Source organism: Variovorax sp. M-6, assembly GCF_052114385.1.
Classification (GTDB): Bacteria; Pseudomonadota; Gammaproteobacteria; order Burkholderiales; family Burkholderiaceae_C; genus Variovorax.
Genome location: NZ_JBFREQ010000002.1, coordinates 293,478 through 316,334 on the forward strand (window position 1 = coordinate 293,478; position 22,857 = coordinate 316,334).

The 22,857-nt window shown below is 65.8% G+C and carries 20 protein-coding genes; 13 read left to right on the plus strand and 7 right to left on the minus strand.

The window, feature by feature from the left end; translation table 11 throughout:
* Window position 1: 1 nt before the first annotated feature.
* The 7 genes from AB4Z46_RS03860 to AB4Z46_RS03890 all read left to right on the plus strand — a co-directional run bounded on the left by AB4Z46_RS03860 (window position 2) and on the right by AB4Z46_RS03890 (window position 8,444).
* The gene (locus tag AB4Z46_RS03860; protein WP_442282155.1) at window positions 2–1,828 is read left to right on the plus strand and encodes a hypothetical protein; all 1,827 of its coding nucleotides are present in this window, start codon (window positions 2–4) and stop codon (window positions 1,826–1,828) included.
* Window positions 1,825–2,520, plus strand: a complete 696-nt coding sequence (locus tag AB4Z46_RS03865; RefSeq protein WP_442282156.1) for a WbqC family protein — start codon at window positions 1,825–1,827, stop codon at window positions 2,518–2,520. The genes AB4Z46_RS03860 and AB4Z46_RS03865 overlap by 4 nt, the downstream gene beginning before the upstream one ends.
* Window positions 2,517–3,461: a glycosyltransferase family 2 protein gene (locus AB4Z46_RS03870; RefSeq protein WP_442282157.1), complete on the plus strand. Its 945-nt coding sequence runs from the start codon at window positions 2,517–2,519 to the stop codon at window positions 3,459–3,461. The genes AB4Z46_RS03865 and AB4Z46_RS03870 overlap by 4 nt, the downstream gene beginning before the upstream one ends.
* Before the next feature lie 129 nt (window positions 3,462–3,590).
* The gene (locus tag AB4Z46_RS03875; RefSeq protein WP_442282158.1) at window positions 3,591–4,229 is read left to right on the plus strand and encodes a class I SAM-dependent methyltransferase; all 639 of its coding nucleotides are present in this window, start codon (window positions 3,591–3,593) and stop codon (window positions 4,227–4,229) included.
* A complete protein-coding gene (locus AB4Z46_RS03880; RefSeq protein ID WP_442282159.1) occupies window positions 4,226–4,891 on the plus strand; it encodes an acetyltransferase in 666 nt (221 codons plus the stop codon). The genes AB4Z46_RS03875 and AB4Z46_RS03880 overlap by 4 nt, the downstream gene beginning before the upstream one ends.
* Before the next feature lie 159 nt (window positions 4,892–5,050).
* The gene (rffA, locus tag AB4Z46_RS03885) at window positions 5,051–6,202 is read left to right on the plus strand and encodes a dTDP-4-amino-4,6-dideoxygalactose transaminase (RefSeq protein ID WP_442282160.1); all 1,152 of its coding nucleotides are present in this window, start codon (window positions 5,051–5,053) and stop codon (window positions 6,200–6,202) included.
* 58 nt (window positions 6,203–6,260) lie between these two features.
* Window positions 6,261–8,444 (plus strand): glycosyltransferase, encoded by a 2,184-nt coding sequence (locus tag AB4Z46_RS03890; RefSeq protein ID WP_442282161.1) that lies wholly within the window; start codon window positions 6,261–6,263, stop codon window positions 8,442–8,444.
* 43 nt (window positions 8,445–8,487) lie between these two features.
* Here AB4Z46_RS03890 and gmd read toward each other — a convergent pair whose 3' ends face one another.
* The 4 genes from gmd to AB4Z46_RS03910 all read right to left on the minus strand — a co-directional run bounded on the left by gmd (window position 8,488) and on the right by AB4Z46_RS03910 (window position 12,536).
* Window positions 8,488–9,525, minus strand: coding sequence for a GDP-mannose 4,6-dehydratase (gene gmd / locus AB4Z46_RS03895; protein WP_442282162.1), 1,038 nt, complete (start codon window positions 9,523–9,525; stop codon window positions 8,488–8,490).
* 81 nt (window positions 9,526–9,606) lie between these two features.
* Entirely contained in the window at window positions 9,607–10,308 is a 702-nt protein-coding gene (locus tag AB4Z46_RS03900; protein WP_442282163.1) for an ABC transporter ATP-binding protein, read from the minus strand.
* 6 nt (window positions 10,309–10,314) lie between these two features.
* Window positions 10,315–11,118 carry an ABC transporter permease gene (locus AB4Z46_RS03905; protein ID WP_442282164.1) on the minus strand — a complete coding sequence of 268 codons (804 nt, stop codon included), beginning with the start codon at window positions 11,116–11,118 and terminating at the stop codon, window positions 10,315–10,317.
* A complete protein-coding gene (locus AB4Z46_RS03910; protein ID WP_442282165.1) occupies window positions 11,115–12,536 on the minus strand; it encodes a mannose-1-phosphate guanylyltransferase/mannose-6-phosphate isomerase in 1,422 nt (473 codons plus the stop codon). Before AB4Z46_RS03910 ends, AB4Z46_RS03905 begins: the two co-directional genes overlap by 4 nt.
* A gap of 264 nt (window positions 12,537–12,800) precedes the next feature.
* Between AB4Z46_RS03910 and AB4Z46_RS03915 the strand changes: the two genes are divergently transcribed.
* Both AB4Z46_RS03915 and AB4Z46_RS03920 read left to right on the plus strand, forming a co-directional pair.
* Window positions 12,801–13,793 (plus strand): glycosyltransferase family 2 protein, encoded by a 993-nt coding sequence (locus AB4Z46_RS03915; protein ID WP_442282166.1) that lies wholly within the window; start codon window positions 12,801–12,803, stop codon window positions 13,791–13,793.
* A gap of 31 nt (window positions 13,794–13,824) precedes the next feature.
* Window positions 13,825–14,877 carry a glycosyltransferase family 2 protein gene (locus AB4Z46_RS03920; RefSeq protein ID WP_442282167.1) on the plus strand — a complete coding sequence of 351 codons (1,053 nt, stop codon included), beginning with the start codon at window positions 13,825–13,827 and terminating at the stop codon, window positions 14,875–14,877.
* Here AB4Z46_RS03920 and AB4Z46_RS03925 read toward each other — a convergent pair.
* Entirely contained in the window at window positions 14,859–15,620 is a 762-nt protein-coding gene (locus AB4Z46_RS03925) for a glycosyltransferase family 2 protein (RefSeq protein ID WP_442282168.1), read from the minus strand. The two genes, AB4Z46_RS03920 and AB4Z46_RS03925, sit on opposite strands and share 19 nt — an antisense overlap.
* A gap of 50 nt (window positions 15,621–15,670) precedes the next feature.
* Between AB4Z46_RS03925 and AB4Z46_RS03930 the strand changes: the two genes are divergently transcribed.
* From AB4Z46_RS03930 to katG, 4 genes are all read left to right on the plus strand, one after another.
* Window positions 15,671–16,765 (plus strand): MraY family glycosyltransferase, encoded by a 1,095-nt coding sequence (locus tag AB4Z46_RS03930; RefSeq protein WP_442282169.1) that lies wholly within the window; start codon window positions 15,671–15,673, stop codon window positions 16,763–16,765.
* 256 nt (window positions 16,766–17,021) lie between these two features.
* Complete coding sequence (gene argB, locus AB4Z46_RS03935) at window positions 17,022–17,915, plus strand: acetylglutamate kinase (RefSeq protein WP_442282170.1); 894 nt, start codon at window positions 17,022–17,024, stop codon at window positions 17,913–17,915.
* 242 nt (window positions 17,916–18,157) lie between these two features.
* Window positions 18,158–18,802: a nucleoid occlusion factor SlmA gene (gene slmA, locus AB4Z46_RS03940; RefSeq protein ID WP_442282171.1), complete on the plus strand. Its 645-nt coding sequence runs from the start codon at window positions 18,158–18,160 to the stop codon at window positions 18,800–18,802.
* Between the two features lie 124 nt (window positions 18,803–18,926).
* On the plus strand, window positions 18,927–21,179 hold the full coding sequence (gene katG, locus AB4Z46_RS03945; RefSeq protein ID WP_442282172.1) for a catalase/peroxidase HPI: 2,253 nt from the start codon (window positions 18,927–18,929) through the stop codon (window positions 21,177–21,179).
* A gap of 115 nt (window positions 21,180–21,294) precedes the next feature.
* On the opposite strand, the gene AB4Z46_RS03950 is transcribed toward katG, so the two are convergent.
* Together AB4Z46_RS03950 and AB4Z46_RS03955 are read right to left on the minus strand one after the other, a co-directional pair.
* Window positions 21,295–21,699, minus strand: a complete 405-nt coding sequence (locus tag AB4Z46_RS03950; protein ID WP_442282173.1) for a DUF2501 domain-containing protein — start codon at window positions 21,697–21,699, stop codon at window positions 21,295–21,297.
* Window positions 21,700–21,797: 98 nt separating this feature from the next.
* Window positions 21,798–22,856: a malate/lactate/ureidoglycolate dehydrogenase gene (locus tag AB4Z46_RS03955; protein ID WP_442282174.1), complete on the minus strand. Its 1,059-nt coding sequence runs from the start codon at window positions 22,854–22,856 to the stop codon at window positions 21,798–21,800.
* Window position 22,857 lies beyond the last annotated feature (1 nt).

Genomic DNA, 22,857 nt, shown 5'->3' on the forward strand with positions numbered 1-22,857 from the left:
TATGACGACGACATCCGGCGCCGCGGCGCCGAGCCACCGTGCGCTGCTGGCGCTTTCAGCCATCGGCACTTTCTCGTTCCTGGGATGGGTGCTGTGGTTCTGCCGTTTCGGGATCGATTTCAGGGATGAGGGTTTCTACCTCGTCTCGATGTCGGATCCTTCCAAGTACGACATCTCCGTCACCCAGTTCGGCTTCATCTATCACCCGCTCTTCGCGCTGGTGCGCGAGAACGTCGCGGCCATCAGGCAGGTCAACCTGCTGATCACCTTCGGTGTCGCGTGGGCACTGGGCAACGTGGCGCTGAAGGCGTGCGCGCCGCCCGGGCTGCGGGCCGGCGCGAGGCTCGCGATCTCCGCGGCGCTGGCTACCGCGTCGCTGTCCTTCCTGCACATCTGGCTGCCGACGCCCAGCTACAACTGGCTGGTGCTTCAGGCCCTGCTGATCGCCTGCATCGGTTTGCTCATGGCGGAAAAGACGCTGGATCGCGGGAGCCTTGCCGGCTGGCTGCTGATCGGTGTCGCCGGCTGGCTGGCCTTCATGGCGAAGCCGACCAGTGCGGCAGGTCTTGCCTTGTGCGCGGTGCTGTACCTGATCGGCGCCGGCAAGTTCGCCCTCAGGCCTCTCATCCTGTCGGCCGTGGTGGCCGTCGTGCTGCTGCTCGGGTCGGCCTGGGCCATCGATGGGTCGATCATGGCTTTCGTGCGCCGCTACCAGACCGGGATCGCACTGGCCGAGTTGATGGGCGGAGGCCACAAGCTCTCGCTGTTCCTGCGACTCGGCGACCTCCAGCTCGAGCGCCCGACGCGCAATATCCTGCTGGGCAGCAGCCTGGTGCTCGCGCTGGTGGCCTGGTTGCTGAAGTGGGACTCGAAGGCGGCCGCGCGAGCCGGGTACGCGGGTCTCTGGCTGATGGGCCTGGGTGCGCTGGCGATCGTCTGCGGGTTCGCCCGGCAGTTGCTGACCATCGAGTACTACCGCGGGTTGCTTCTGGTGGCCGTGCCTTTCGCGGCATTGATCCTGGTCGGCCTGGGCGGCTGGCGGCGACTGTCGAGCGTGCCCCGCGCGCGCTGGTCACTGATCCTGCTGCTGTTCGTCCTGCCGTACGTGTACGTTTTCGGTACCGTCAACAACTACTGGTGGCAGATCAGTCACGCCGCCTTCTTCTGGGTGCTCGCGGCCGCGGTTCTCGTCCTTCCGGTTGGCGGCGAGCCGGCCCGGTCGATCGCGCCGGTGCTGCTTGCCGTTGCGCTCGGCGCGCAGCTGATCACCGTGGCGATCGTTCAGACCGGGATCGAGGCGCCCTACGGACAGGCGGTCTCGCTGAGGGACAACCACCGCAAGGTCAGCGTCGGGCGCCCGAATTCGACCTTGAGACTGTCGAACGGCTTCGGGGCGTACCTCGCGGATGCCGCTGAAGTCGCCAACCGCGTCGGCTTCGCCAGGGGCACACCCATGCTCGACCTGACGGGACGGTCGCCGAGCACCCTCTACACCATGGGTGCAAGCAGTACCAGCCAGGCCTGGGTCATCGGGGGCTACCCAGGCAGCAACAATCTTGCGGCGGCCATGATGAAGCGGGTTTCATGCGATGAACTCTCACGCGCCTGGTTGCTGACCCAGCCGGTCGGCACGACGAACATCTCGCCTGAGATCCTTTCAGGCTTCGGGGCCAACCTCAAAACCGACTATGAAATCGTCGGCACCGTGGTCATGTCCGAAAGCTTCAGCGGATACAGGGAACATTGGACGCAGCACCTGCTGAAGCCCACGCGGGGGGCCGAAACCGCGCGCGCGGCATGCGTCGCAGCAAGATCCGGAAATACATGAAAAGAGTGGCCATTCTCCAGTCGAACTACATCCCCTGGAAGGGGTATTTCGACATGATCGCGGCCGTCGACGAGTTCATCCTCTACGACGACATGCAGTACACGCGGCGCGACTGGCGCAACCGCAACCAGATCAAGACGCCGCAGGGCGTCCAGTGGCTCACGGTGCCGGTGCTGGTCAAGGGCAAGTACACCCAGAAGATCAAGGACACCGAGATCGACGAGGCAGGCTGGGCCGCGCTCCACTGGAAGGCGCTCGAACAGAACTACCGCCGGGCGCCGCATTTCGAGCAGATCGCGGCCTGGCTGGCTCCCATCTACCTGGAGCAGACCCACACGCATCTCTCGGCGCTCAACCGATGCCTGATCGACGCGGTCTGCCGCCAGCTCGGCATCGAAACCCGCATCACGAGTTCGTCGGACTATGTGTTGGCCGAAGGGAAGACCGAGCGTCTCGCCGATCTTTGCGTCCAGGCCGGCGCGACCGAGTACATTTCTGGCCCCTCCGCAAAGGGCTATGTCGATGAAGCCGTGTTCGAGGATCGCAACGTCGGCCTTCGTTGGTTCGACTATTCCGGCTACCCCCCCTATCCACAGCTTTGGGGCGAGTTCACGCATGGAGTGACGGTGCTCGACCTGCTTTTCAATTGCGCGGACAGTGCCCCGAGCTTCATGAGGTACGTGAAGAAATGAAGCTTTCCATCGTTGCGACGCTCTATCAATCGGAGCCCTACGTCGCCGAATTTTGCCGGCGCGCCAGCGCCGTGGCCCGCGAGATCGCAGGCGAAGATTACGAGCTCGTCCTGGTCAATGACGGGTCGCCGGATCGCAGTCTGGAAGTGGCCGTGCAGCTTGCCGCCGAAGATGCGCACGTGGTGGTGGTCGATCTCTCTCGCAACTTCGGCCATCACAAGGCCATGATGACCGGCCTGGACGCGGCAAGGGGCGAGCGCGTGTTCCTGGTCGACAGCGACCTGGAGGAAGAACCGGAATGGCTCCTCGGTTTCGCGCGGCAGATGGAGGCGGAAGGGAGCGACGTCGTCTTCGGCGTGCAGAGCGAACGCAGGGGAAGCGCGTTCGAGCGCCTGTCCGGCAGCATCTTCTACAAGCTCTTCCGGTTGCTGACCGGCATCGTCCAGCCCAACAACATCGTGACGGCCCGCCTGATGACGCGCCGCTACGTCGAGGCGCTCCTGCAGCATCGCGAGCGCGAGTTGAACATCGGAGGCCTTTGGATCATCACGGGCTTCAGGCAGTCCCGCCAGACGGTGGAAAAGCACTCCAGCAGTCCGACCACCTATTCGCTGTCGCGCAAGATCAGCCACCTGGTCAACGCAGTGACTTCTTTCAGCAGCCTGCCGCTGGTGTTCACCTTCTACGCGGGAGGGCTGATCTCGCTCACGGCCGTCTTCTACATCCTCCACCTGGCGGTGCGGTACTTTTCGGCTTCGTCTCCGCCCGGCGGCTACACCACCATCGTCGCATCGATCTGGCTCTTCTCGGGGCTCATCATCTTCTTCATCGGCGTACAGGGCATCTACATCGCCAAGATATTCTCCGAGGTGAAGCAGCGGCCCTACACCATCGTTCGCCACGTCTATGGGCGAGGCCGGGAGCAGGAGTGCAATTCATGACATCGACGATGGCATATCCTCGGCCTCGGTTCACAGGGGCGCCTGCGCACCTGGTGCCAAAATTTTTCTTACGATCGGAAAAGGCGTTGGTGATCTTCCTCGAAGCGAAACCTGTCATGGGGATCTGCAATGACTGACGACAACGGGACGGGTATCCTCGCCGACGTTGCGGCCTACTACTCGGACAAGCTGGCCGAGCACGGGCAAAGCCCGCGCGGCGTGGACTGGAACGGAGAGGAGGGGCAGACCCTGCGCTTCCGTCAACTGTGCAAGATCATCGATGCGCCCGGGCCCTTCTCGGTCAACGATCTGGGTTGCGGCTACGGTGCTCTCTACGATTTTCTTGCAGCGGAGCGGAAAGACCTCGGCTACCTTGGCGTCGACGTATCCGAGAGCATGGTCGAGGCTGCGAGGGAAAGATTGAAAGGCCACGCCGGCGCGCGTTTCATCCAGGCGAGTGTCCCGGACCAGGTCAACGACTACGGCATTGCGAGCGGCATCTTCAATGTTCGACTGGGCCGCACCGATGCCGAATGGCAGTCCTATCTCGAGGCAACGCTGGACGCGCTCGATCGGACCAGCCGGCTCGGATTCTCGTTCAATTGCCTGACTTCGTACTCGGACGCCGACCGGATGCGACCCGATCTGTACTACGCGGACCCGTGCCGTTTGTTCGACATCTGCAAGCGTCGCTATTCGAAGAACGTGGCCTTGATCCACGACTATGGCCTCTACGAGTTCACGATGCTGGTAAGGAAGCGAATATGACGAAGCGGCTTGTCATTTTTGGCGCGGGCGATATCGCCCAGCTCGCCCACTACTACTTCAGCGCCCAATCGGACTACGAGGTGGCTGGCTTCACTGTCGATGCTGCATTCATGGGCGCTCCGACTTTCTGCGGCCTGCCTGTGGTCGCGTTCGAGAGCTTGGCCGAACGGTTTCCTCCCGAGGATGTCGACCTCTTCGTCGCGCTCAGCTATTCGAAGCTGAACGCGGTCCGCAAGGAGAAGTACCTGGCTGCGAAATCCAGTGGCTATCGACTGGCAAGTTTCGTCAGCCCCGCGGCGACAGTGCTCAATGACGGTCTGATCGGAGAAAACTGTTTCATCTTCGAGGACAACACGATCCAGCCTTTCGTCCGAATCGGCAACAACGTCACCTTGTGGAGCGGCAACCACATAGGCCATCACTCGACGATCAAGGATCATTGCTTCATTGCGTCGCATGTGGTCGTCTCGGGCGGCGTGGAGATTGGAGAGCAGTGCTTCGTTGGCGTCAATGCAACGCTCAGGGATCACATCAAGATCGGTGATCGCTGCGTGGTCGGCGCCGGCGCCCTGTTGCTCGCAGACGCCGAAGCGGAAGGCGTCTACATCGGCCCCGCGACAGAACGGTCCAGAGTTCCGAGCACCAGGCTGCGAGGCATATGACGGCGTGACGCGGTCTCGCTTCGCCGGCGCGGATCGCGGCAGGGACGAAGGTCGAACCGGGCCGCCCATACCCGCTCATGGGGGTTCGGCGCACCATCAATTGGCGCTCGCTGCGGGAAAATGAGATTTGATCAGTTGTTGAAATGAATTGTGATTGATATGCCTGAACCAAGAATTCCGTTCAACTGGCCTTACATGACCGGCAAAGAGCTCTACTACATCGCCGAGTCGCACTTCAACGGCCGGCTGGCCGGTGACGGGCCTTTCACCAGCCGCTGCCACAAGTGGCTCGAAGCGCGCACCGGCTGCAGCAAGGCCCTGCTGACCCATTCCTGCACCGCAGCGCTGGAGATGGCGGCGCTGCTCATGGACGTGCAGCCCGGCGACGAGATCATTATGCCGTCGTATACCTTCGTGTCCACGGCGAATGCCTTCGTGCTGCGTGGCGGTGTTCCGGTGTTCGTGGACATCCGGGCGGATACGCTCAACATGGACGAGCGACTGATCGAGGCCGCGATCACGCCTCGCACCCGTGGGATCGCCCCGGTTCACTATGCCGGCGTGGCCTGCGAGATGGACACGATCATGGCCATTGCCGACAGGCACGGACTGAAGGTCGTCGAAGACGCTGCGCAAGGCGTGATGGCGAGCTACAAGGGGCGCGCGCTGGGCGCCATCGGGCACCTGGGCGCCTACAGCTTCCACGAGACCAAGAATGTCATCTCCGGCGAAGGCGGCGCCTTGCTGGTCAACGATCCCGAGATGGCGCAACGTGCCGAGATCATCCGCGAGAAGGGAACGGATCGGAGCCGCTTCTTTCGCGGCCAGGTCGACAAGTACACGTGGCAAGAACCGGGCTCCTCGTTCTTGCCGGGGGAACTGATCGCCGCTTTCCTGTGGGCCCAGCTCGAGGAGGCCGATCGCATCACCGAGCAGCGGCTGGCCTGCTGGGACCGCTATCACCAGATGCTGGCGCCGCTCGAGACCGAAGGCCTGTTGCGTCGGCCCGTGATGCCGGAGGGGCTTCAGCACAACGCGCACATGTACTACGTCATTCTGTCGCCCCAGGTCGACCGACAGCAGGTGCTCGACGAATTCAAGCGAAACGACATCGGTGCCGTTTTCCACTATGTCCCACTGCATTCCTCGCCTGGCGGCCAGCGCTATGGGCGCGCCCACGGCAGCCTGGGCGTGACCGACAGCCATTCGGAGCGCCTGATCCGCCTGCCTCTGTGGCTCGGACTCGATACGTCGCAGCAGGAGAGGGTGGTTGCCACCCTGCGTTCGGCCGCACGCAGCGCGCAGTCTTGACCGGCGGGCCCATCGCCAAGCCGGAAGCGATTCTCCTGATCCCCGCAAGATGCAAACAATGGGCTCCCTCGTCTTCGTTTTGACCGAACTTCGTCCCGATGTGGAAGGAGAGGCGGGGCCTGCCATCGTCGACATGCTCCGTGCGATGTCCGCCGAGGACCGCGAGCGCACGACGCTGTGCCTCGTCGATTGCCTTGCCGACACTGCTCCGCTCGCGGCGACATTTCCCGACGTACACCTGTTCCCCGTGGATACGCGCGTCGACCAGGGTCGGTTGTCGAACGGTCGGCAGCATCCGCCGGCCCGGGCCTACCCGACGACGCCGTCCCAGTGGCGCTCGGCCGTCGTGTTCCGCGCATTGGCGACCCTGGCCGAGCGGGGCGCCATCGACTACCTGGAGTTTCCGGACCGCGGTGCGCTGGCCTTCTGCACCTTGCAGGAGCGCAATCTGCGCGGCTTCCTCGGTGATGCGACGATCGCGGTGCGAATCGGAACCTCGCAGACGCAACTGATGCGGGTCGAGGCTCAAGCCCTGGAGATCGAGCATCTGCACCTCAGCGATCTCGAGAGGAAGTGCCTGCGTGACTGCGATCGGATCGTGGCCCCTCTTCTTCCGGTGGCCGAGGCGACGCGCCAGTCGTTCGGCTTCTCGGTCGAAGAGTGGAGCCCCCGCATCGTGGAGCATGCGCCCCCTGTGCTGCCCGAGCCGGGTGCGGCGGCGCTCGAAACCGTCGATGCCTCCCTTGGCCAGACCCTGGTGTTTCCCTCGACGTTGCGCAGAGTCAACCGCCCCGACTTGTTCGCCCGGGCCGTCGGCGGTTTCTTGCGCACAACGCCGGACTACACCGGTGCCATCGTGTTCGGGGCCCCCGGTGTCGACCCGGAGTACCAGTCGGACATCGAGCGGCTCGTTCCCGCCGACTGCGCAGACCGCGTCGGGCGCATGCCGGCGACTCGGGACCCGCAGCGCAAAGCCCTCCTGCGGGGCGCCACCGTGGTTATCGCCGCGTCCTGGGATTCTTTTTGTCCGGTCGCGTACGAAGCCTCGCTGCTCGGCGCGAGGCTGATCCTGAACGAAACCAACCCTGCCTTCGGGGCCGGAACGCCCTGGGAAGACGGCATCAACTGCCTCAAGTTCGACGGCAGCATGTCCGGACTGGTCGATGCCCTGAAACGCAATGTCGAACGCAACGAGCGCCTGCGTCCGGTCGCCCTCCCCATGGGGCCGTGGCCCTGGTTGCCGGCGAGGCGGGAGCGCGGCGCGTGGCGTCGACTCGACGAGCGTCCGCTCGTGTCCGTCGTCATTGCGCATCACAACCTCGGCGCCTATCTGCCCGAAACGCTGGCCAGCGTGCGTGCTCAGAACTACGGGTCCGTCGAGATCGTGCTGGTCGACGATGCATCGACCGATCCGCAAAGCGTCCTCGGCATCGAGGCGCTTGCGCTAGGCGCCGATCCGGCGCTCAAGGTCGTTCGCCTGCCGGGCAACGTTGGCCTCGCCGCGGCGCGAAACGTCGGTGTGCGCCACGCCGCGGGCCAGTACGTCCTGACCCTGGATGCCGACGATCTCATTCACCCCGACTTCATTGCCGTGGGTGTCGAATCGCTCGAGAACCGGCCGGAGTTCGACCTGGTCGTCACGCCGGCGGGGTATTTCCTGGACGGCCAGGCACTGCCGACGCCAGGCAAGTCCGTCGAGTTCGCCGGCTACGCCGTGTTCTGCGGTGAAGCGGTGGTGGGTGGCCTGATCGAAAACAGGTTCTCCACCGCGACCGCGCTCTTCAGGAAATCCGCAATGGTTCGCTTTCCCTACGAGGAGAGCCTGAGCTGCTTCGAGGATTGGTCGCTGTACCTGCGGATGTGCGAGGCGGGCGTCCGCTTCGTCGTGACCAACGACGTCTTCTTCTACTACAGGCGCAGAATCAACTCGATGGTGCATACGCCGCGCGACCCCATGCGCAAGCGAATCGAGTACGGCGACTTGATGAGGACCAGTGCTCCCGAAAGCCTCAAGCGGCGATCGAGGCAGCTCGTCATCGGCATCGCGTCGCCCGTGGCGATCGTTCCGAAAAGCCCCTTCGCCGAAGGCCTTTTCGGCGCCCAAGGGCAGTACGACGAGCAGGTCGCCTTTGCTTCGCTCAAGCTCTCGCGATGGCTGGAGCGCAGGCTTCCATGGCTGATTGACGGCGGAGTCTGGATCTCGAGCCGGGCCTGGCGCGCCTACCGAGCGCTGCGCGGATAGCTCCGCGCGGCCGACAAGAGGCCCTCCGGCCTCTCGCACAGTTTCAGAACGAGAATCCCTGGGCGTTGCGCCGCAGGTCGGCCTCCACCATCATCTGGCACAGTTGTTCGAGCTTCGTGGTCGGCTCCCAGCCGAGCTTGTTCCGCGCCTTGGAGGCATCGCCGATCAGGAGTTCGACCTCCGCAGGGCGGTAGAACTTGGGGTTGATGCGCAAGACGGTCTTGCCGGTGGCCGTGTCGACCGCCGACTCTTCCTCGCCGGCGCCGCGGAAGTCCACGGTGATGCCAGCCCCCTTGAACGCCATCCGGACGAAATCGCGCACGGTTTCAGTGCGATTGGTCGCCAGCACGAAGGTGTCCGGCTCGTCGGCCTGCAGCATGCGCCACATCCCCTCGACGTACTCCTTGGCAAATCCCCAATCGCGCTTGGCGTCCAGGTTCCCCAGTTCGAGTGCCTCGAGCTTGCCGAGCTTGATCTTGGCCACGCCGTCGGTGATCTTGCGGGTCACGAATTCCCGGCCACGCAGCGGGCTTTCGTGGTTGAAGAGGATGCCGCTGCTGCCGAAGATGCCGTAGCTCTCCCGGTAGTTCACGGTCATCCAGTGCGCGTAGAGCTTGGCGACCCCGTAAGGGCTGCGGGGATAGAACGGCGTGCTTTCCACCTGGGGAACAGCTTGCACCTTGCCGAACATTTCGGAGGTGCTGGCTTGGTAGAACTTGATTTTCGGGTTCTCCAGCCGGATCGCCTCGAGCAGGTTGAGCGCCCCCATCGCGGTGATCTGGGCGGTCGTCGTCGGCTGGTCGAAGCTCACGCCGACGAAGCTCTGCGCCGCCAGGTTGTAGATTTCGTCGGGCTCGGCGTGCGTGACCAGCGACAGGGAACTGCCGAGGTCGGTCATGTCGTGCTCGGTGAGCTTCAGGTTGGGATGGTTCTGGATACCGAGCTCTTCGATGCGCCAGAAATTGACCGAGCTGGTTCTCCGAAAGGTGCCGTAGACGGTGTAGCCCTTGCTGAGCAGCAGCTCGGCCAGGTAGGCCCCATCCTGACCCGTGATGCCGGTAACGATCGCACGCCGATTCATGGAAGTCCTTTGAAGTTGAAAAAAGCGCGCCGCGCCAGCGCATTCCCATCCACGACGCGTATCCGATTCATGGCCGATGCCTCACTGCTCGACGATCCGGCCATGCTCCAGATGGATCACCCGGTTGCACTCCTTGGCGATCAGGTCCGGCGAGTGCGAGGCGAGCACCAGAATGCCGGATTTCGCCACCACGTCCTTCATTCGCTGCTCGGCCTTGTGGGTGAACTCAGCATCGCCGACCGACAGCCATTCGTCCATGAGCAGGATGTCGGCCTCGACGCTGGTCGAGATCGAGAAGGCGAGGCGCATCAGCATCCCGGTGGAGTAGGTGCGAACCGGCATGTTGACGTATTCGCCGAGGCCGCTGAACTCGCAGATTTCGGGCGTGAGCGCATCGATCTGCTTCTTGCTCATCCCCATCACAAGACCCCGGAGCATGATGTTCTCGACGCCCGTGGCGTCCGCCTCGATGCCGAGCGATGGGTCGATCAGGCTGGACACCGAGCCTTGCCGGACGAATTCGCCGGACGAAGGCTCGTAGACGCCGGCGAGCGCGCGCAGCAGGGTCGACTTGCCCGCGCCGTTGTGGCCGATGAGTCCCAGCCGGTCGCCGCTTTTCAGCTCCAGGTTGATGTTGCTCAGGGCCTGGACGACATTGACGCCGGTCTCCTTGCCGAAGCGGCCGCCCGTCACCGAGGCTGCCAGCGTCTTCTTGAACGAGGCGGCGCCAGCCCCATAGATGGGGAAGTTGACCGAGACGTTCTTGAGGGAAATAGATGCCATGATTCTTTACAGCCAGTAGACGACGCGTCGGCGGTACTTTGCGAAGAGCAGACTCGACACGATCACCGTGGCCACCGTCCAGCCCAGGATGCCCCACCAGTTGTGGCTGTCGGAAACGCCGCCCATGAGCGGGGTTCGCAGCAGGTCCAGCATCTGGGCGAAGGGGTTCCAGAGGATGTACTTCCCGCGGCCCGGCAGGCTCGAGGGCAGCCAGAAGACCGGCGTCAGGAACATCAGCATCTGCATGACGCTGGTCACGATCTGGGTCACGTCGCGAAAGCGGGTGCAGACCAGCCCCAGCGCGAGGCCTACGGCCTGCGCGTTGATGAGCACGAGCAGAAAGGCCGGAATGAAGAGCAACGCCGACCAGGACAGGGAAATGCCTGCCCAGATCGCCACCGGCACATACAGGATGATCTGGTGGCCGAACTGGATCAGGTTGCGCGCCATGCTGCGCCAGACGAACAGGCTGATCGGAAAATAGCCTTGCTTGAGATAGTTGGCCGAGCCGATGAAGGCGTTGCACGAATCGATCACCATGCTGGAGAAGAATCCCCAGAAGACGATGCCGAGCGCCAGGTGCGGGAAAAACTCGGAAAGCTTGGTGCCGAACAGCGAACTGTAGAGCGGCCCCATGCCCGCGACCATCAGTCCCATGCTGAGGGTGAGCCACAGCGGGCCCAGCATGGAGCGGCGATAGCGCAGCACGATGTCGAACCAGGCCAGCGTCCACCAGATGTCGGTGCGGCGGGTGCCTTCCCACCAGTCGGCCCATGCGCTGCGATGCAGATTGGAATGTGCCTGACTCATGCGCGTCCGTAGGTGTCGGCAAGCCGCACGATGTCGTCTTCGCCGAGATAGGCGCCGCACTGCACTTCGATGAGCACCAACTCATCATTGCCTATGTTGGTCAATCGATGTCTTTCTTTGAGAGGGATGTAACGATATTCGCCGGGCAGGGTTTCGTACTGCGCATCGCCGATCTGGACCATGGCCGTGCCGCGCACCACCACCCAGTGTTCGGCGCGCTGGTGATGGTATTGCAGCGACAGCGCCTGGCCGGGTTTCACGGTGATGCGCTTGACCTTGTACCCATTTTCTTCCTTGAGCGACGCATAGGTCCCCCAGGGGCGGTGAACCACCGCCGGAAGCTGCACCGCCTCGTGCCGGCGGGCCTTCAAGGCGTCGACGATTTCGCCGACGCGCTCGGCACTGTCCTTGTGGGCCACCAGCAGGGCGTCGGGCGTGTCGACGATCACGAGGTCATGGACGCCCAGCAAACCCACGACCTTGGGGCCATGACTGTCCACCTGGACATGCGTGCTGCTGGCGTCGACGGCCACGGAGCCCTCGGGAAGGGTGTTGCCGCCATTGTCCTTCGGGTGTGCGTTGGCCACCGAAGGCCAGGAACTCACGTCGCTCCAGCCGAAGGTGGCGGGTACCACGTGCAGATTGTCGGACCGCGCCATGGCGGCACCGCCGATGTCGATGCGGGGCAGGAGCCCGAACGCCTCGGCGTCGAACTGCACCTTGCCGCCGGCCGTTTGAGACGATTCGGTCGCCTGGCGTGCGGCGCGCAGCAACTCGGGCGCGTTCCGCTCCAGCGCCGAGAGGATCGTGTCGGCCGTGGCGCAGAACATGCCGCTGTTCCAGTAGTAGCGGTCGCTCGCGAGGTACCCCTGCGCGGTCGGCGCGTCGACCGTTCCCGCGAAGCGGCGGGCGGCCTGGCATTCGCCCGATCGCCGCTCCACCTCGATGTACCCGAAGCCCGTATCGGGGCCTGTGGGATTGATCCCCCAGGCCACGAGGCGGCCCTTGGCGGCGAGCTCGAACGCCTCGGCCGCGCTGGCTGCAAAGGCTTTGGCGTCCGGAACCAAATGGTCGGCTGGCAGAACCAGCATCACCGTATCGCCGCCGAATTGCCTGCCGCACTGGAGCGCCGCCAGCGCGATCGCCGGCCCGGTGCCCCGGCTCTCGGGCTCGAGCAGCAGCGTGGACGCCGGCGGGACGGGACACTGCCGCAACACGTCCTCGGCGAGGAACTGGTGGTCCTTGCCGGTGAGGAGCATGAGATCGGCGATGCCGCACGCCTGCCCCCGCTCGATCGCTTGCTGAAGCAGAGTGGAGCCGCCGAGCTTCATGAAGGGCGGAGGGAAGGCTTGCCGGGACAGTGGCCAGAGCCTGGATCCGGATCCTCCCGCGAGCACTACCGATAGCAGTCGCATCATTGGTCTTTCTCTGTGAGCCGCAATTTTACCGGCCGATCCGGTGTCCGCCCCGGGCGGCGGGGGGCGCCGCCGCGTGACTCAATCCCCAACATTGCGAACATAATCACCCGCTGCCCGGCGACCGCGACGCCTTCAACGCCGTGCGGGGACTGACCGCCCGGCATTCCGCGACGGGCGGATCGACTATCTGCGACCGGTATCCATGAAAGCTGTATTTCCATTCTTCGGGCCCGACCCCGCGACCTCGGCCTGGGCCGCAGCGCGATGAGCCTCTCCATTTCCGTCGCCCTCTGCACCCACAACGGCGCCCGCTTCATCGGCGAGCAGGTCAGGAGCATCTGCCTGCAAACCCTGCCGCCGGCGGAGATCGTGCTGTCCGACGATGCCTCCACCGACGGCTGCGTCGAAGCCGCGCAGGCGGCCCTTGAGGCCTGCCTGCTCGAACGCCCGGGCCTGGCGATCCCGCTGCACGTGATCCGCAACGCCATCGCCCTGCGCGTCACCAAGAACTTCGAGCAGGCGGCGCGTGCCTGCAGCGGCGACCTGATCGCCCTGAGCGACCAGGACGACGTCTGGCCTCCGGAGCGCCTGGCGCGGATGGCGGCCGAGTTCGACCGGCGCCCCGACCTGCTGCTGCTGCACACCGACGCCCGGCTGGTCGATGACGCCCGCCAGGACCTGGGCCAGTCGCTTTTCCACGCGCTCGAGGTCGAGCCCTTCGAGCGGGCCTGGGTCCACGGCGGCCGCGCCTTCGACGTCTTCCTGCGCCGCAATCTCGTGACCGGCGCGACGACCCTGTTCCGGCGCTCCCTGCTCGAGCAGGCGGCGCCCTTTCCGAAGGAATGGCTGCACGACGAGTGGCTGGGGATCGTCGCCTCCGCCATCGGCCGTGTCGACATGCTCGAGGATGAACTGATCGAGTACCGCCAGCACGAGAGCAACCAGATCGGGGCGCGCCGCGACTCCTTCATGGGGAAGGTCAGAAAGGCGCTGGCTTCGCGCGGCACCACCCACCAGGAGCGGGCCTTGAAGGCCGAGCTTCTGCTCGAGCGGCTGCTTTTCCTGGGCGACCAGGTGGCGCCGGACACCATCCGGAAGCTGCGCGACAAGCTGGAGCATCAGCGCTTCAGGGCCGCATTGCCGCCATCGCGCGTGGCGCGCTGCCTGCCGGTGCTGCGCGAAGCCCTGACCGGCCGCTACAACAAGTTCGGCCGAGGCACGCGCGGCGTCGTCCGCGACCTGTTCGAATCCGTCTGAGACCGCCCCAAGAATCACCCAGCCACGCTGAATGCCCGCCAAGAACGATTCCGCTCCCGCTTCCCGGCCTTCGGTCGTGGTCGTCATCCCGTTCTACAACGGCGCCGATTTCATCGAGCGTGCGGTCAAGAGCGTCTTCAACCAGACGGTGCCGGCCGACGAGGTCGTCGTGGTCAACGACGGCTCGCGCACCGAGGCGCGCGAGGCGCTCGGCGCGCTCGCGGCCCGCTACCCGTTCCGGATCGTCGACAAGGAAAACGGCGGCCAGGGTTCGGCGCGCAACGCCGGCGTGGCGGCGTCGAGCTCGGCGTTCATCTGTTTCCTCGACCAGGACGATTTCTATCTCCCGAACCATATCGAAATCCTCGTCGACGCGATCCCCGCCGGCGACGCACGCTTCGGCTTCGTCTACGCGGACCTGTACGAGGCCGACGTGGACGGCAACGTGGTGCGCACGGCGCTCGTGAAACAACACGCAGCAAGCCATCCCAAGACCAACATCTTCGACCTGCTGCGCCACGACATGCTCGTGCTGCCGTCGGCGGCACTGGTGAGCCGGGTGGCGTTCGAGGCGGTGGGCGGCTTCGATCCCCAGTTCGTCGGCTTCGAGGACGACGACCTGTTCCTGCGCGTGTTTCGCAAGGGCTACAGCAACTGCTTCGTCGATCGTGCCGTGACGGTCTGGTGCATCCACACCGAAAGCACCTCCTTCAGCATCCGCATGGTCCGCAGTCGCTTCCGCTATTTCAAGAAGCTCGCCGGCATGTTCCCCGACCAGCCGAGGCGTGGGCGCTTCTTCCTGCGCGACTATCTGATGCCGAGATTCGGCAAGCATTTCGTCGACGATGCCATCGAGGCCATCAAGCTCGACAACGAGTACCGCGAGGAGATGTTCGCCCATCTGGACGAATACGCCCGCCTGGTGCTGACCAACCCCTATGTGGGCTGGCGGGCCAAGGCCAAGCTGCGGTTGACGAGGTTCCTGCTCTCGCACAGCTCGCCCGGCATGGTTCGGGCGATCGGCGCGGCGACCAAGCTGCCCGTGATCCGCGGCTTCCGCAGGCTCTACCGGACCGAGGCCTGAGCGTTCCGCAGCGCGCTGCGGAAGCGCCAGAAGGCCGGCGAGCTCCACACCTTGAGCAGGCTGGTCAGGTGCCAGTACAGGTGCCTGCGGCTCGTCCGGCTGGCCCGCCGCGCATCGTGCAGCGCCAGCAGGTCCTCGGCCACCTGCAGCTTCCAGCCCGCCAACTGGGTGCGGGCGCAGATGTCGAAGTCCTCGCCGTACATGAAGAAGCGCTCGTCGAAGCCGCCGATCTCGCGGTAGGCGTCGCTGCGAAACAGCATGAAGAGCCCCGGAATCCAGTGCGGCACCGCGGGGCGGGCATAGTCCGGGCGGCGGCGCACCAGGATCTCTCGCGGCGTGATCAGGGCGCGGTGCTGCTCGGGCTCGGCCTTGCCGGGCTCGAGGATGCGCGGCGTCAGCAGGCCGCTGTCCGGGTGTGCCTGCGCGACCAGCGGCGCCAGGATGTCGCGGTCGAAGCGGATGTCCGGATTGAGCACCAGGAACCACGGCGTCGCGCAGCGCCCGAAGGCCTGGTTGTGGTTGGCGCCGAAGCCCTTCGGGGCCCGGTTCTCGATCCGCTCCACCTCGAAGCCCCAATGCAGCCCGGCGAGCGCATCGGCCTCGGGGATGTTGATCGTGAGCACCACCTTGGCGACCAGGTCGCGGCTGAAGCGGTCGAGTTCCTCGATCAACGGACGCACCAGGTCGAGCTGGCCGTGGCTCACGATGGACACCGTGATGGAGGAAGGGGGGAGTGGGGGCATTGGCATGGTCTAATTTCGCTTGGGAATTCTAGGGTTCCCGCCACCACCCCATGATTGCCCTGATCGTCATCAGCTTCCTTGTCTCCGTCTTCGCCGTGCAGGTGTTCATGCGCCGCGCGCGCCGGCATGCGCGGCGCTACGCCGCCGACATGCCGCAGCGCTTCCACAAGGGGCATGTGCCCCGGCTGGGAGGCGCCGGCATCTTCATCGGCACCGGCGTCGCCTGGCTGGTCGCAGGCGTCGGGCCGGACCCGTTCAATGTGTCCTGGCCGCTCAAGGCCTCGGCGCTCACGCTGCTGTGCATCGCCCCGGCCGTGCTCGGCGGTATCGTCGAGGACGTGACCCAGCGGGTCTCGGTGCGCTACCGGCTCGGGCTCACGATCGGCTCTGCGCTGCTGCTGTGCTGGGTGCTGAACCTGGGCCTGGCGCGCACCGGCATCGCCACGGTCGACGGCTGGCTGCAGGCCATGCCCTATGCCGCGATCCTGTTCGCGGCGCTGGCCATCGGCGGCCTGCCGCATGCCTTCAACATCATCGACGGCTACAACGGCCTGGCCGGCACGGTCGCGGTGCTGGTGTGCCTGGCGATCACGCACGTCGCGCTGCAGGTCGGCGACCGGCAGCTCGCCGCCATGGTGATCTGCCTGGTCGGCGCCACGCTGGGCTTCCTGATCTGGAACTACCCGCGCGGCAAGATCTTCGCCGGCGACGGCGGCGCCTATGTCTGGGGCATGGTGATCGCGGTGGCCGCGGTGACGCTGGTGCAGCGGCACCGGGTGGTGTCGCCGTGGTTTCCGATGCTGCTCCTGATCTACCCGGTGTGGGAGACGCTGTTCTCCATCTACCGCAAGATGGCGCGCGGCCAGTCGCCGGGAACGGCCGATGCGCTGCATTTCCACCAGCTGATCTTCCGCCGCATCGTGCGCGTGGCCTTTGCCGACGACGAGGCGCGCCAGCTGCTGGCGCGCAACAACCGGACCTCGCCCTACCTCTGGATCTTCGCGGCGCTGACCGTGGTTCCGGCGGTGCTGTTCTGGAACAACACGCCGGCGCTGATGGCCTTCTGCGCGCTGTTCGTCGCCACCTACGTGGCAGCCTACCTGATGATCGTGCGCTTCAAAGTGCCTCGCTGGCTGCGGCCGTGACTCGTTGCTCGCCCCCAGGTTGCCCGGCACTGCGTGTCCGGGCGCCTCGAGTCGCTGCCAGAGGCAGCGGCCCTTCGGAGCCGTCCAAGCCTGCGCAGGCAGGCTTGGAGCCGCGGCTCCTCAGCCCCCTGCCGGGGGCAACACCAGCGGCCCGGCGAAGCCGGTTCCGCGGTGTTTCACCAACGGGCCTGGCTGCGCCGGCCGGGTGGCGTGAGTTCCGCCACAATCCAGGTTCTGCTCTTTCCATCGCTCTGACATGACCGATCCTGTCCTCAACATCCCCCCGCGCGACAAGGCCGAGATCCTGGCCCAGGCGCTGCCCTACATCCGCAAGTTCCACGGCAAGACCATCGTCATCAAGTACGGCGGCAATGCCATGACCGACCCCGAGCTGCAGGCCGACTTCGCCGAGGACGTGGTGCTGCTCAAGCTGGTCGGCATGAATCCGGTGGTGGTGCACGGCGGCGGCCCGCAGATCGAGGCGGCGCTCAAAAGGCTGGGCAAGACCGGCCATTTCATCCAGGGCATGCGGGTGACCGACTCCGAGACCATGGAAGTGGTCGAGTGGGTGCTGGCCGGCGAGGTGCAGCAGGACATCGTGGGCCTGATCAACCAGGCCGGCGGCAAGGCGGTGGGGCTGACCGGGCGCGACGGCGGCCTGATCCGGGCCCAGAAGCTCAAGATGGCCGACCGCAACGACCCCAACCTGCACCACGACGTCGGCCAGGTCGGCGACATCGTCTCGATCGACCCGAGCGTGGTCAAGGCGCTGCAGGACGACGCCTTCATCCCGGTGGTGAGCCCGATCGGCTTCGGCGAAGAGAACGAGAGCTACAACATCAACGCCGACGTCGTCGCCGGCAAGCTGGCGATCGTGCTCAAGGCCGAGAAGCTCATGATGCTCACCAACACGCCCGGCGTGCTCGACAAGAACGGCAACCTGCTGACCAACCTGAGCGCCCGCGAGATCGACGAGCTGTTCGCCGACGGCACCATCTCCGGCGGCATGCTGCCGAAGATCGAGGGTGCGCTCGATGCCGCCAAGAGCGGCGTCAACGCGGTCCACATCATCGACGGCCGGGTGCCCCACTCGATGCTGCTCGAAATCCTCACCGACCAGGCCTACGGAACGATGATCAGAGCCAGATAGGGCTCGACCCAGGTTGGGCTCACTGCGCAGCCCCCACCCCTGCAGCGGGCAGCATGCCAAGAGGGGGCTTGCTGCCAGCACCAGCTGTCGGCGCTCGGGCAGCTTCGAGCGGCCATAGGGACTTCCGATTCGCCATTCGGTCAAAAATGTCTGTCGATTCTGCGCGACAAGCAGGGGATGCCCGGTTGGCGCCCGCTCACGTCCGTGTGCGAGAATCATTTTTTTACATTTTGCACGCGCCCATGCAGAACGACGAGCCGAGCGCCTCTGGCGCCACAAGCAGTTCAGAACCGGTGGCCGCACCGACCCGCAAGCGCCCCAAGCCGGGCGAACGGCGCGTGCAGATCCTCCAGGCCCTGGCGGCCATGCTCGAGCAGCCGGGCGCCGAGCGCGTGACCACGGCGGCGCTCGCGGCCAGGCTCGACGTCAGCGAGGCTGCCCTGTACCGCCATTTCGCCAGCAAGGCGCAGATGTTCGAGGGGCTGATCGACTTCATCGAGCAGAGCGTGTTCACGCTGGTCAACCAGATCGTCGAGCGCGACGCTCCGGGCCACGAGCAGGCGGCGCGCGTTGTCGCGATGCTGGTGCAGTTCGCCGAGAAAAACCCCGGCATGACCCGCGTGATGGTGGGCGACGCGCTGGTGTTCGAGAACGAGCGCCTGCAGAACCGCATGAACCAGTTCTTCGACAAGATCGAGGCGACGCTGCGCCAGGCCCTGCGCGACGCGGCGGCGGTCGACGGATCGGCCACGCCCAGCGTCGATGCGCAGGTGCGGGCCTCCGCGCTCACGGCCTTCGTGGTGGGCCGGCTGCAGCGCTTCGCGCGCTCGGGGTTCCGGCGCGCGCCCTCCGAGCATCTGGATGCGGCGGTCGCGCTGATGCTTTGAGGCGGTGAGCTGATTCCGGCGTGGCCGCGCGCTATGGCCGCGTTCGGCAATTCCTATTCGCGCCATGCCGGTTCTGCCACAGAATCCAACTCCTTCCCCACTTGAAGAACAAAGGAGTTCCAGCATGAGCAACGAGAAGACAGAGGCGAAGTGCCCATTCAGCCAAGCGGCAGGGACTGGCACGACCAACCGTGACTGGTGGCCCGGGCAGTTGCGCGTGGATCTGCTTCATCAACACTCGTCGAAGTCCGACCCCATGGGCGCGGCCTTCGACTACGCTGCGGAATTCAAGAGCCTCGACCTGGCCGCCGTCAAGAAGGACCTGGCCGCCCTGATGACCGACTCGCAGGACTGGTGGCCGGCCGACTTCGGTCACTACGGTCCTTTCTTCATCCGCATGGCGTGGCACAGCGCCGGGACCTACCGCATCGGCGACGGACGCGGGGGCGCCGGGCGCGGCCAGCAGCGTTTCGCGCCGCTGAACAGCTGGCCGGACAACGTGAGCCTCGACAAGGCGCGCCGCCTGATCTGGCCGATCAAGCAGAAGTACGGCAGGAAGATCTCGTGGGCCGACCTGATCATCCTCACGGGCAACGTCGCGCTCGAAACCATGGGCTTCAAGACCTTCGGCTTTGCCGGCGGACGCCCCGATGTCTGGGAGCCTGACCAGGACGTGTACTGGGGGCGCGAGACGAAGTGGCTCGGCGGCGACATTCGCTACTCGAAGGGATCGCCCGGTGTCGACGAGGGCCACGCCGTGCTCCCGAAGGACGACGACAGCCAGGTGACGCATACGCGCGACCTCGAGAACCCGCTCGCTGCGGTGCAGATGGGCCTGATCTATGTCAACCCCGAAGGACCGGACGGCAAGCCCGATCCGGTGGCCGCGGCGCACGACATCCGCGACACCTTCGCCCGCATGGCGATGGACGACGAGGAAACCGTGGCGCTGATCGCCGGCGGCCACACGTTCGGCAAGACGCACGGCGCGGCCGAGGCGAGCCATGTCGGCCGCGAGCCCGAAGCCGCCGCCATCGAGGAGCAGGGCCTCGGGTGGAAGAGCAGCTTCGGCACCGGTCGCGGCGCCGACACGATCAGCAGTGGCCTGGAAGTCACCTGGACCACCACGCCGACCAAGTGGAGCAGCAACTTCTTCTGGAACCTGTTCGGCTACGAATGGGAGTTGACGAAGAGCCCGGCCGGCGCGCACCAGTGGGTGGCCAAGGGCGCCGGTGCGACGATCCCGCATGCCTTCGATCCGTCGAAGAAGCTGGTGCCGACCATGCTGACGACCGACCTGTCGCTGCGCTTCGACCCGGCCTACGAGAAGATCTCGCGGCGCTTCATGGAGAACCCTGACCAGTTCGCCGACGCCTTTGCCCGCGCCTGGTTCAAGCTCACTCACCGCGACATGGGGCCGCGCGCGCGCTACCTCGGGCCGGAGGTACCCGCCGAGGAACTCATCTGGCAGGACCCCATCCCCGCAGTCGACCATCCCCTGGTCGATGCGCAGGATGTCGAGGCCCTCAAGAAGAAGGTGCTGGCCTCGGGCCTCACCCCCGCGCAACTCGTCTCGACGGCCTGGGCGTCGGCATCCACCTTCCGCGGCTCCGACATGCGCGGCGGTGCGAACGGCGCACGGATTCGCCTGACACCGCAGAAGGATTGGGCCGTCAACGAGCCCGAGCAACTGGCCAATGTGCTCGAGGTGCTGGAGGGTGTCCGCAGCGAGTTCAACTCGGCCCAGAGCGGCGGCAAGAAGATCTCTCTGGCCGACTTGATCGTCCTGGCCGGTGGCGCGGGCGTGGAGCAGGCCGCCCGCGACGGCGGCCGAGCGACCAAGGTGGCCTTCACGCCGGGGCGGACGGACGCCTCGCAAGAGCAGACCGACGTGCCCTCGTTCGAGCCGCTGGAGCCGTACGCGGATGGTTTCCGCAATTTCGCCAAGGGCCGCTACGGCGTTCCCGCGGAAGTGCTGCTGCTCGACAAGGCGCAGCTGCTGACCCTGACCGCGCCAGAGATGGCGGTGCTCGTCGGCGGCTTGCGCGTGCTCGGTGCCAATGTCGGGCAGTCCCCGCAAGGTGTCTTGACCTCCAAGCCAGGCACCTTGAGCAACGACTTCTTCGTCAACCTGCTCGACATGGGCACGGAGTGGAAGCCGGTGGGGGAGGGCAGCCAGGCGTTCGAAGGGCGCGACCGCAAGTCGGGCGAGCTCAAGTGGACCGGCAGCCGCGTCGATCTGGTGTTCGGGTCGAACGCACAACTGCGCGCCGTCGCCGAGGTCTACGCGAGCGCGGACGCAGGGGCGAAGTTCGTCGATGACTTCGTGGCGGCGTGGACCAAGGTGATGAACCTCGACCGGTTCGACATCGCCTGAGTCTGCGGGCGCTTTCGTGGGGCCGTGCCCAGGCCGGCGCCGGGCCGCCCCAAGGCGGCCTGCTGTCTCCCCCTCGGGGGGCAGCGACTCACACGCAGTGGGGGAGCGTGGGGGCCTAGATCATTCCCTTGGCCTGCTTGAGCACGAAGTCGCAGGCCTTGCGCGTGACTTCCTGCTTCAGGCCGCCGCCGGTCAGGTCCATCTTCTTGCCGTCGCTGCCGGTCAGGATGCCCTGCGAGCCATCCACATAACCGGGGTCGGCGGCCGGCTTGCCGCCCGGGATCTTGCTCATCAGCTGGTCCTTGACGCCCGAGGCGCCATCGGCGCTCAGGTAGTTGTTCTTGAGGCAGTACTCGATCACGCCGGCCGCGTTGCCCAGACTGCCCGAGGCCATCGAGCCGGACGCACCGCCGGCCAGGCCCTTGAGCATGTCGAGCGACTGGGCTTGCGCCAAGCCCGCGCTGCCGAGCAGCAGGGCGATGGCGCTCACGCGCATGAAGCGTTGACGGGCAGTAATCATGGTCGACTCCTTGAAGCATTGAGGCTTGGTTGGGGAAACCATAGCGCAAGCCCAGGGCCCGGCGACGACGACATTGAAACAGTTGGTGGTCGGCGCGCTCAGCCGACCGTGACGCCGACCTTCCGACCCGCCTCCACGATCTCGCCCCAGGTCGCGTCGTCGAGCCAGATACCCTCGCGTTCTCGGGTCGCGCGCGCCTTTCGCTCGGGCTCGCCCGCGATCTGCACCGCATCGAAGCCAGCGCCGGCCGGGCTCTGGCGCAGCCAGTCGATGAAGGCCTTCGCCTCCTGCTCGAAACTGGCCTGGGTGCCGAGCTTGGCAGGGTCGATCAGCACCACCAGCATGCCGTTGAGCACGGTGCGCGCGGTGTCGGCCGGGCGATGCCAGGTGCCGCCGCCGGTCAGCGCGCCGCCGAGCAGTTCGCAGGCCACGGCCATGCCATAGCCCTTGTGCTCGCCGAAGGTCATCAACGCGCCGAACAGGCCGTTGCTCTGCGGCACCACGACCACGCCGGGATCGTCGGTCGGCGCGCCGTGCTCGTCGATCAGGTGTCCGGGCGGCACGCGCTCGCCCTTGTTGTAGGCCACGCGCATCTTGCCCTGCGCCACCCGGCTGGTCGCGAAGTCGAGGATGAAGGGCTCGGCCCCCGCGAGCGGCACGCCGATGCAGCAGGGATTGGTACCGAAGCGGCCGTCGCCACCACCCCAGGGCGCGACCACCGGCCGCGACAGCACGTTGACGAAGTGCATCGCCACCAGGCCCTGGGCCACCGCCATCTCCGCGAAGTGGCCGATGCGGCCCAGGTGATGCGCGCTGGCGAGCGACAGGATGCAGCTGCCGAGCTGCTTCGCACGCGCGATGCCGAGTTCCATCGCCTGCACGCCGACGATCTGCCCGTAGCCGTGCTGGCCATCGAGCGCGAGCATCGCGCCGGCATCGAGATTGATCTTCACCGAGGCATTGGGAACGAGTCCGCCTTCGGCCACCGCGTCGACATAGCGCGGCAGCATGCCGACGCCATGCGAATCGTGGCCGCTGAGGTTGGCCAGCACCAGGTTGGCGGCGACCTGCTCGGCCTCGGGCGGCGCGCTGCCGGCCRCCGCCAGGATGCGGGCGACCTGTGTTCGAAGGGTGTCGGGGCTCAGCGTGGTCGACATG

Excerpts from the sequence above, each read along its gene's own strand:
- AB4Z46_RS03860 (WP_442282155.1), top strand. The coding sequence starts at position 2 with ATGACGACGACATCCGGCGCCGCGGCGCCGAGCCACCGTGCGCTGCTG.
- AB4Z46_RS03865 (WP_442282156.1), top strand. The coding sequence starts at position 1,825 with ATGAAAAGAGTGGCCATTCTCCAGTCGAACTACATCCCCTGGAAGGGG.
- AB4Z46_RS03870 (WP_442282157.1), top strand. The coding sequence starts at position 2,517 with ATGAAGCTTTCCATCGTTGCGACGCTCTATCAATCGGAGCCCTACGTC.
- AB4Z46_RS03875 (WP_442282158.1), top strand. The coding sequence starts at position 3,591 with ATGACTGACGACAACGGGACGGGTATCCTCGCCGACGTTGCGGCCTAC.
- AB4Z46_RS03880 (WP_442282159.1), top strand. The coding sequence starts at position 4,226 with ATGACGAAGCGGCTTGTCATTTTTGGCGCGGGCGATATCGCCCAGCTC.
- rffA (WP_442282160.1), top strand. The coding sequence starts at position 5,051 with ATGCCTGAACCAAGAATTCCGTTCAACTGGCCTTACATGACCGGCAAA.
- AB4Z46_RS03890 (WP_442282161.1), top strand. The coding sequence starts at position 6,261 with ATGGGCTCCCTCGTCTTCGTTTTGACCGAACTTCGTCCCGATGTGGAA.
- gmd (WP_442282162.1), bottom strand. The coding sequence starts at position 9,525 with ATGAATCGGCGTGCGATCGTTACCGGCATCACGGGTCAGGATGGGGCC.
- AB4Z46_RS03900 (WP_442282163.1), bottom strand. The coding sequence starts at position 10,308 with ATGGCATCTATTTCCCTCAAGAACGTCTCGGTCAACTTCCCCATCTAT.
- AB4Z46_RS03905 (WP_442282164.1), bottom strand. The coding sequence starts at position 11,118 with ATGAGTCAGGCACATTCCAATCTGCATCGCAGCGCATGGGCCGACTGG.
- AB4Z46_RS03910 (WP_442282165.1), bottom strand. The coding sequence starts at position 12,536 with ATGATGCGACTGCTATCGGTAGTGCTCGCGGGAGGATCCGGATCCAGG.
- AB4Z46_RS03915 (WP_442282166.1), top strand. The coding sequence starts at position 12,801 with ATGAGCCTCTCCATTTCCGTCGCCCTCTGCACCCACAACGGCGCCCGC.
- AB4Z46_RS03920 (WP_442282167.1), top strand. The coding sequence starts at position 13,825 with ATGCCCGCCAAGAACGATTCCGCTCCCGCTTCCCGGCCTTCGGTCGTG.
- AB4Z46_RS03925 (WP_442282168.1), bottom strand. The coding sequence starts at position 15,620 with ATGCCCCCACTCCCCCCTTCCTCCATCACGGTGTCCATCGTGAGCCAC.
- AB4Z46_RS03930 (WP_442282169.1), top strand. The coding sequence starts at position 15,671 with ATGATTGCCCTGATCGTCATCAGCTTCCTTGTCTCCGTCTTCGCCGTG.
- argB (WP_442282170.1), top strand. The coding sequence starts at position 17,022 with ATGACCGATCCTGTCCTCAACATCCCCCCGCGCGACAAGGCCGAGATC.
- slmA (WP_442282171.1), top strand. The coding sequence starts at position 18,158 with ATGCAGAACGACGAGCCGAGCGCCTCTGGCGCCACAAGCAGTTCAGAA.
- katG (WP_442282172.1), top strand. The coding sequence starts at position 18,927 with ATGAGCAACGAGAAGACAGAGGCGAAGTGCCCATTCAGCCAAGCGGCA.
- AB4Z46_RS03950 (WP_442282173.1), bottom strand. The coding sequence starts at position 21,699 with ATGATTACTGCCCGTCAACGCTTCATGCGCGTGAGCGCCATCGCCCTG.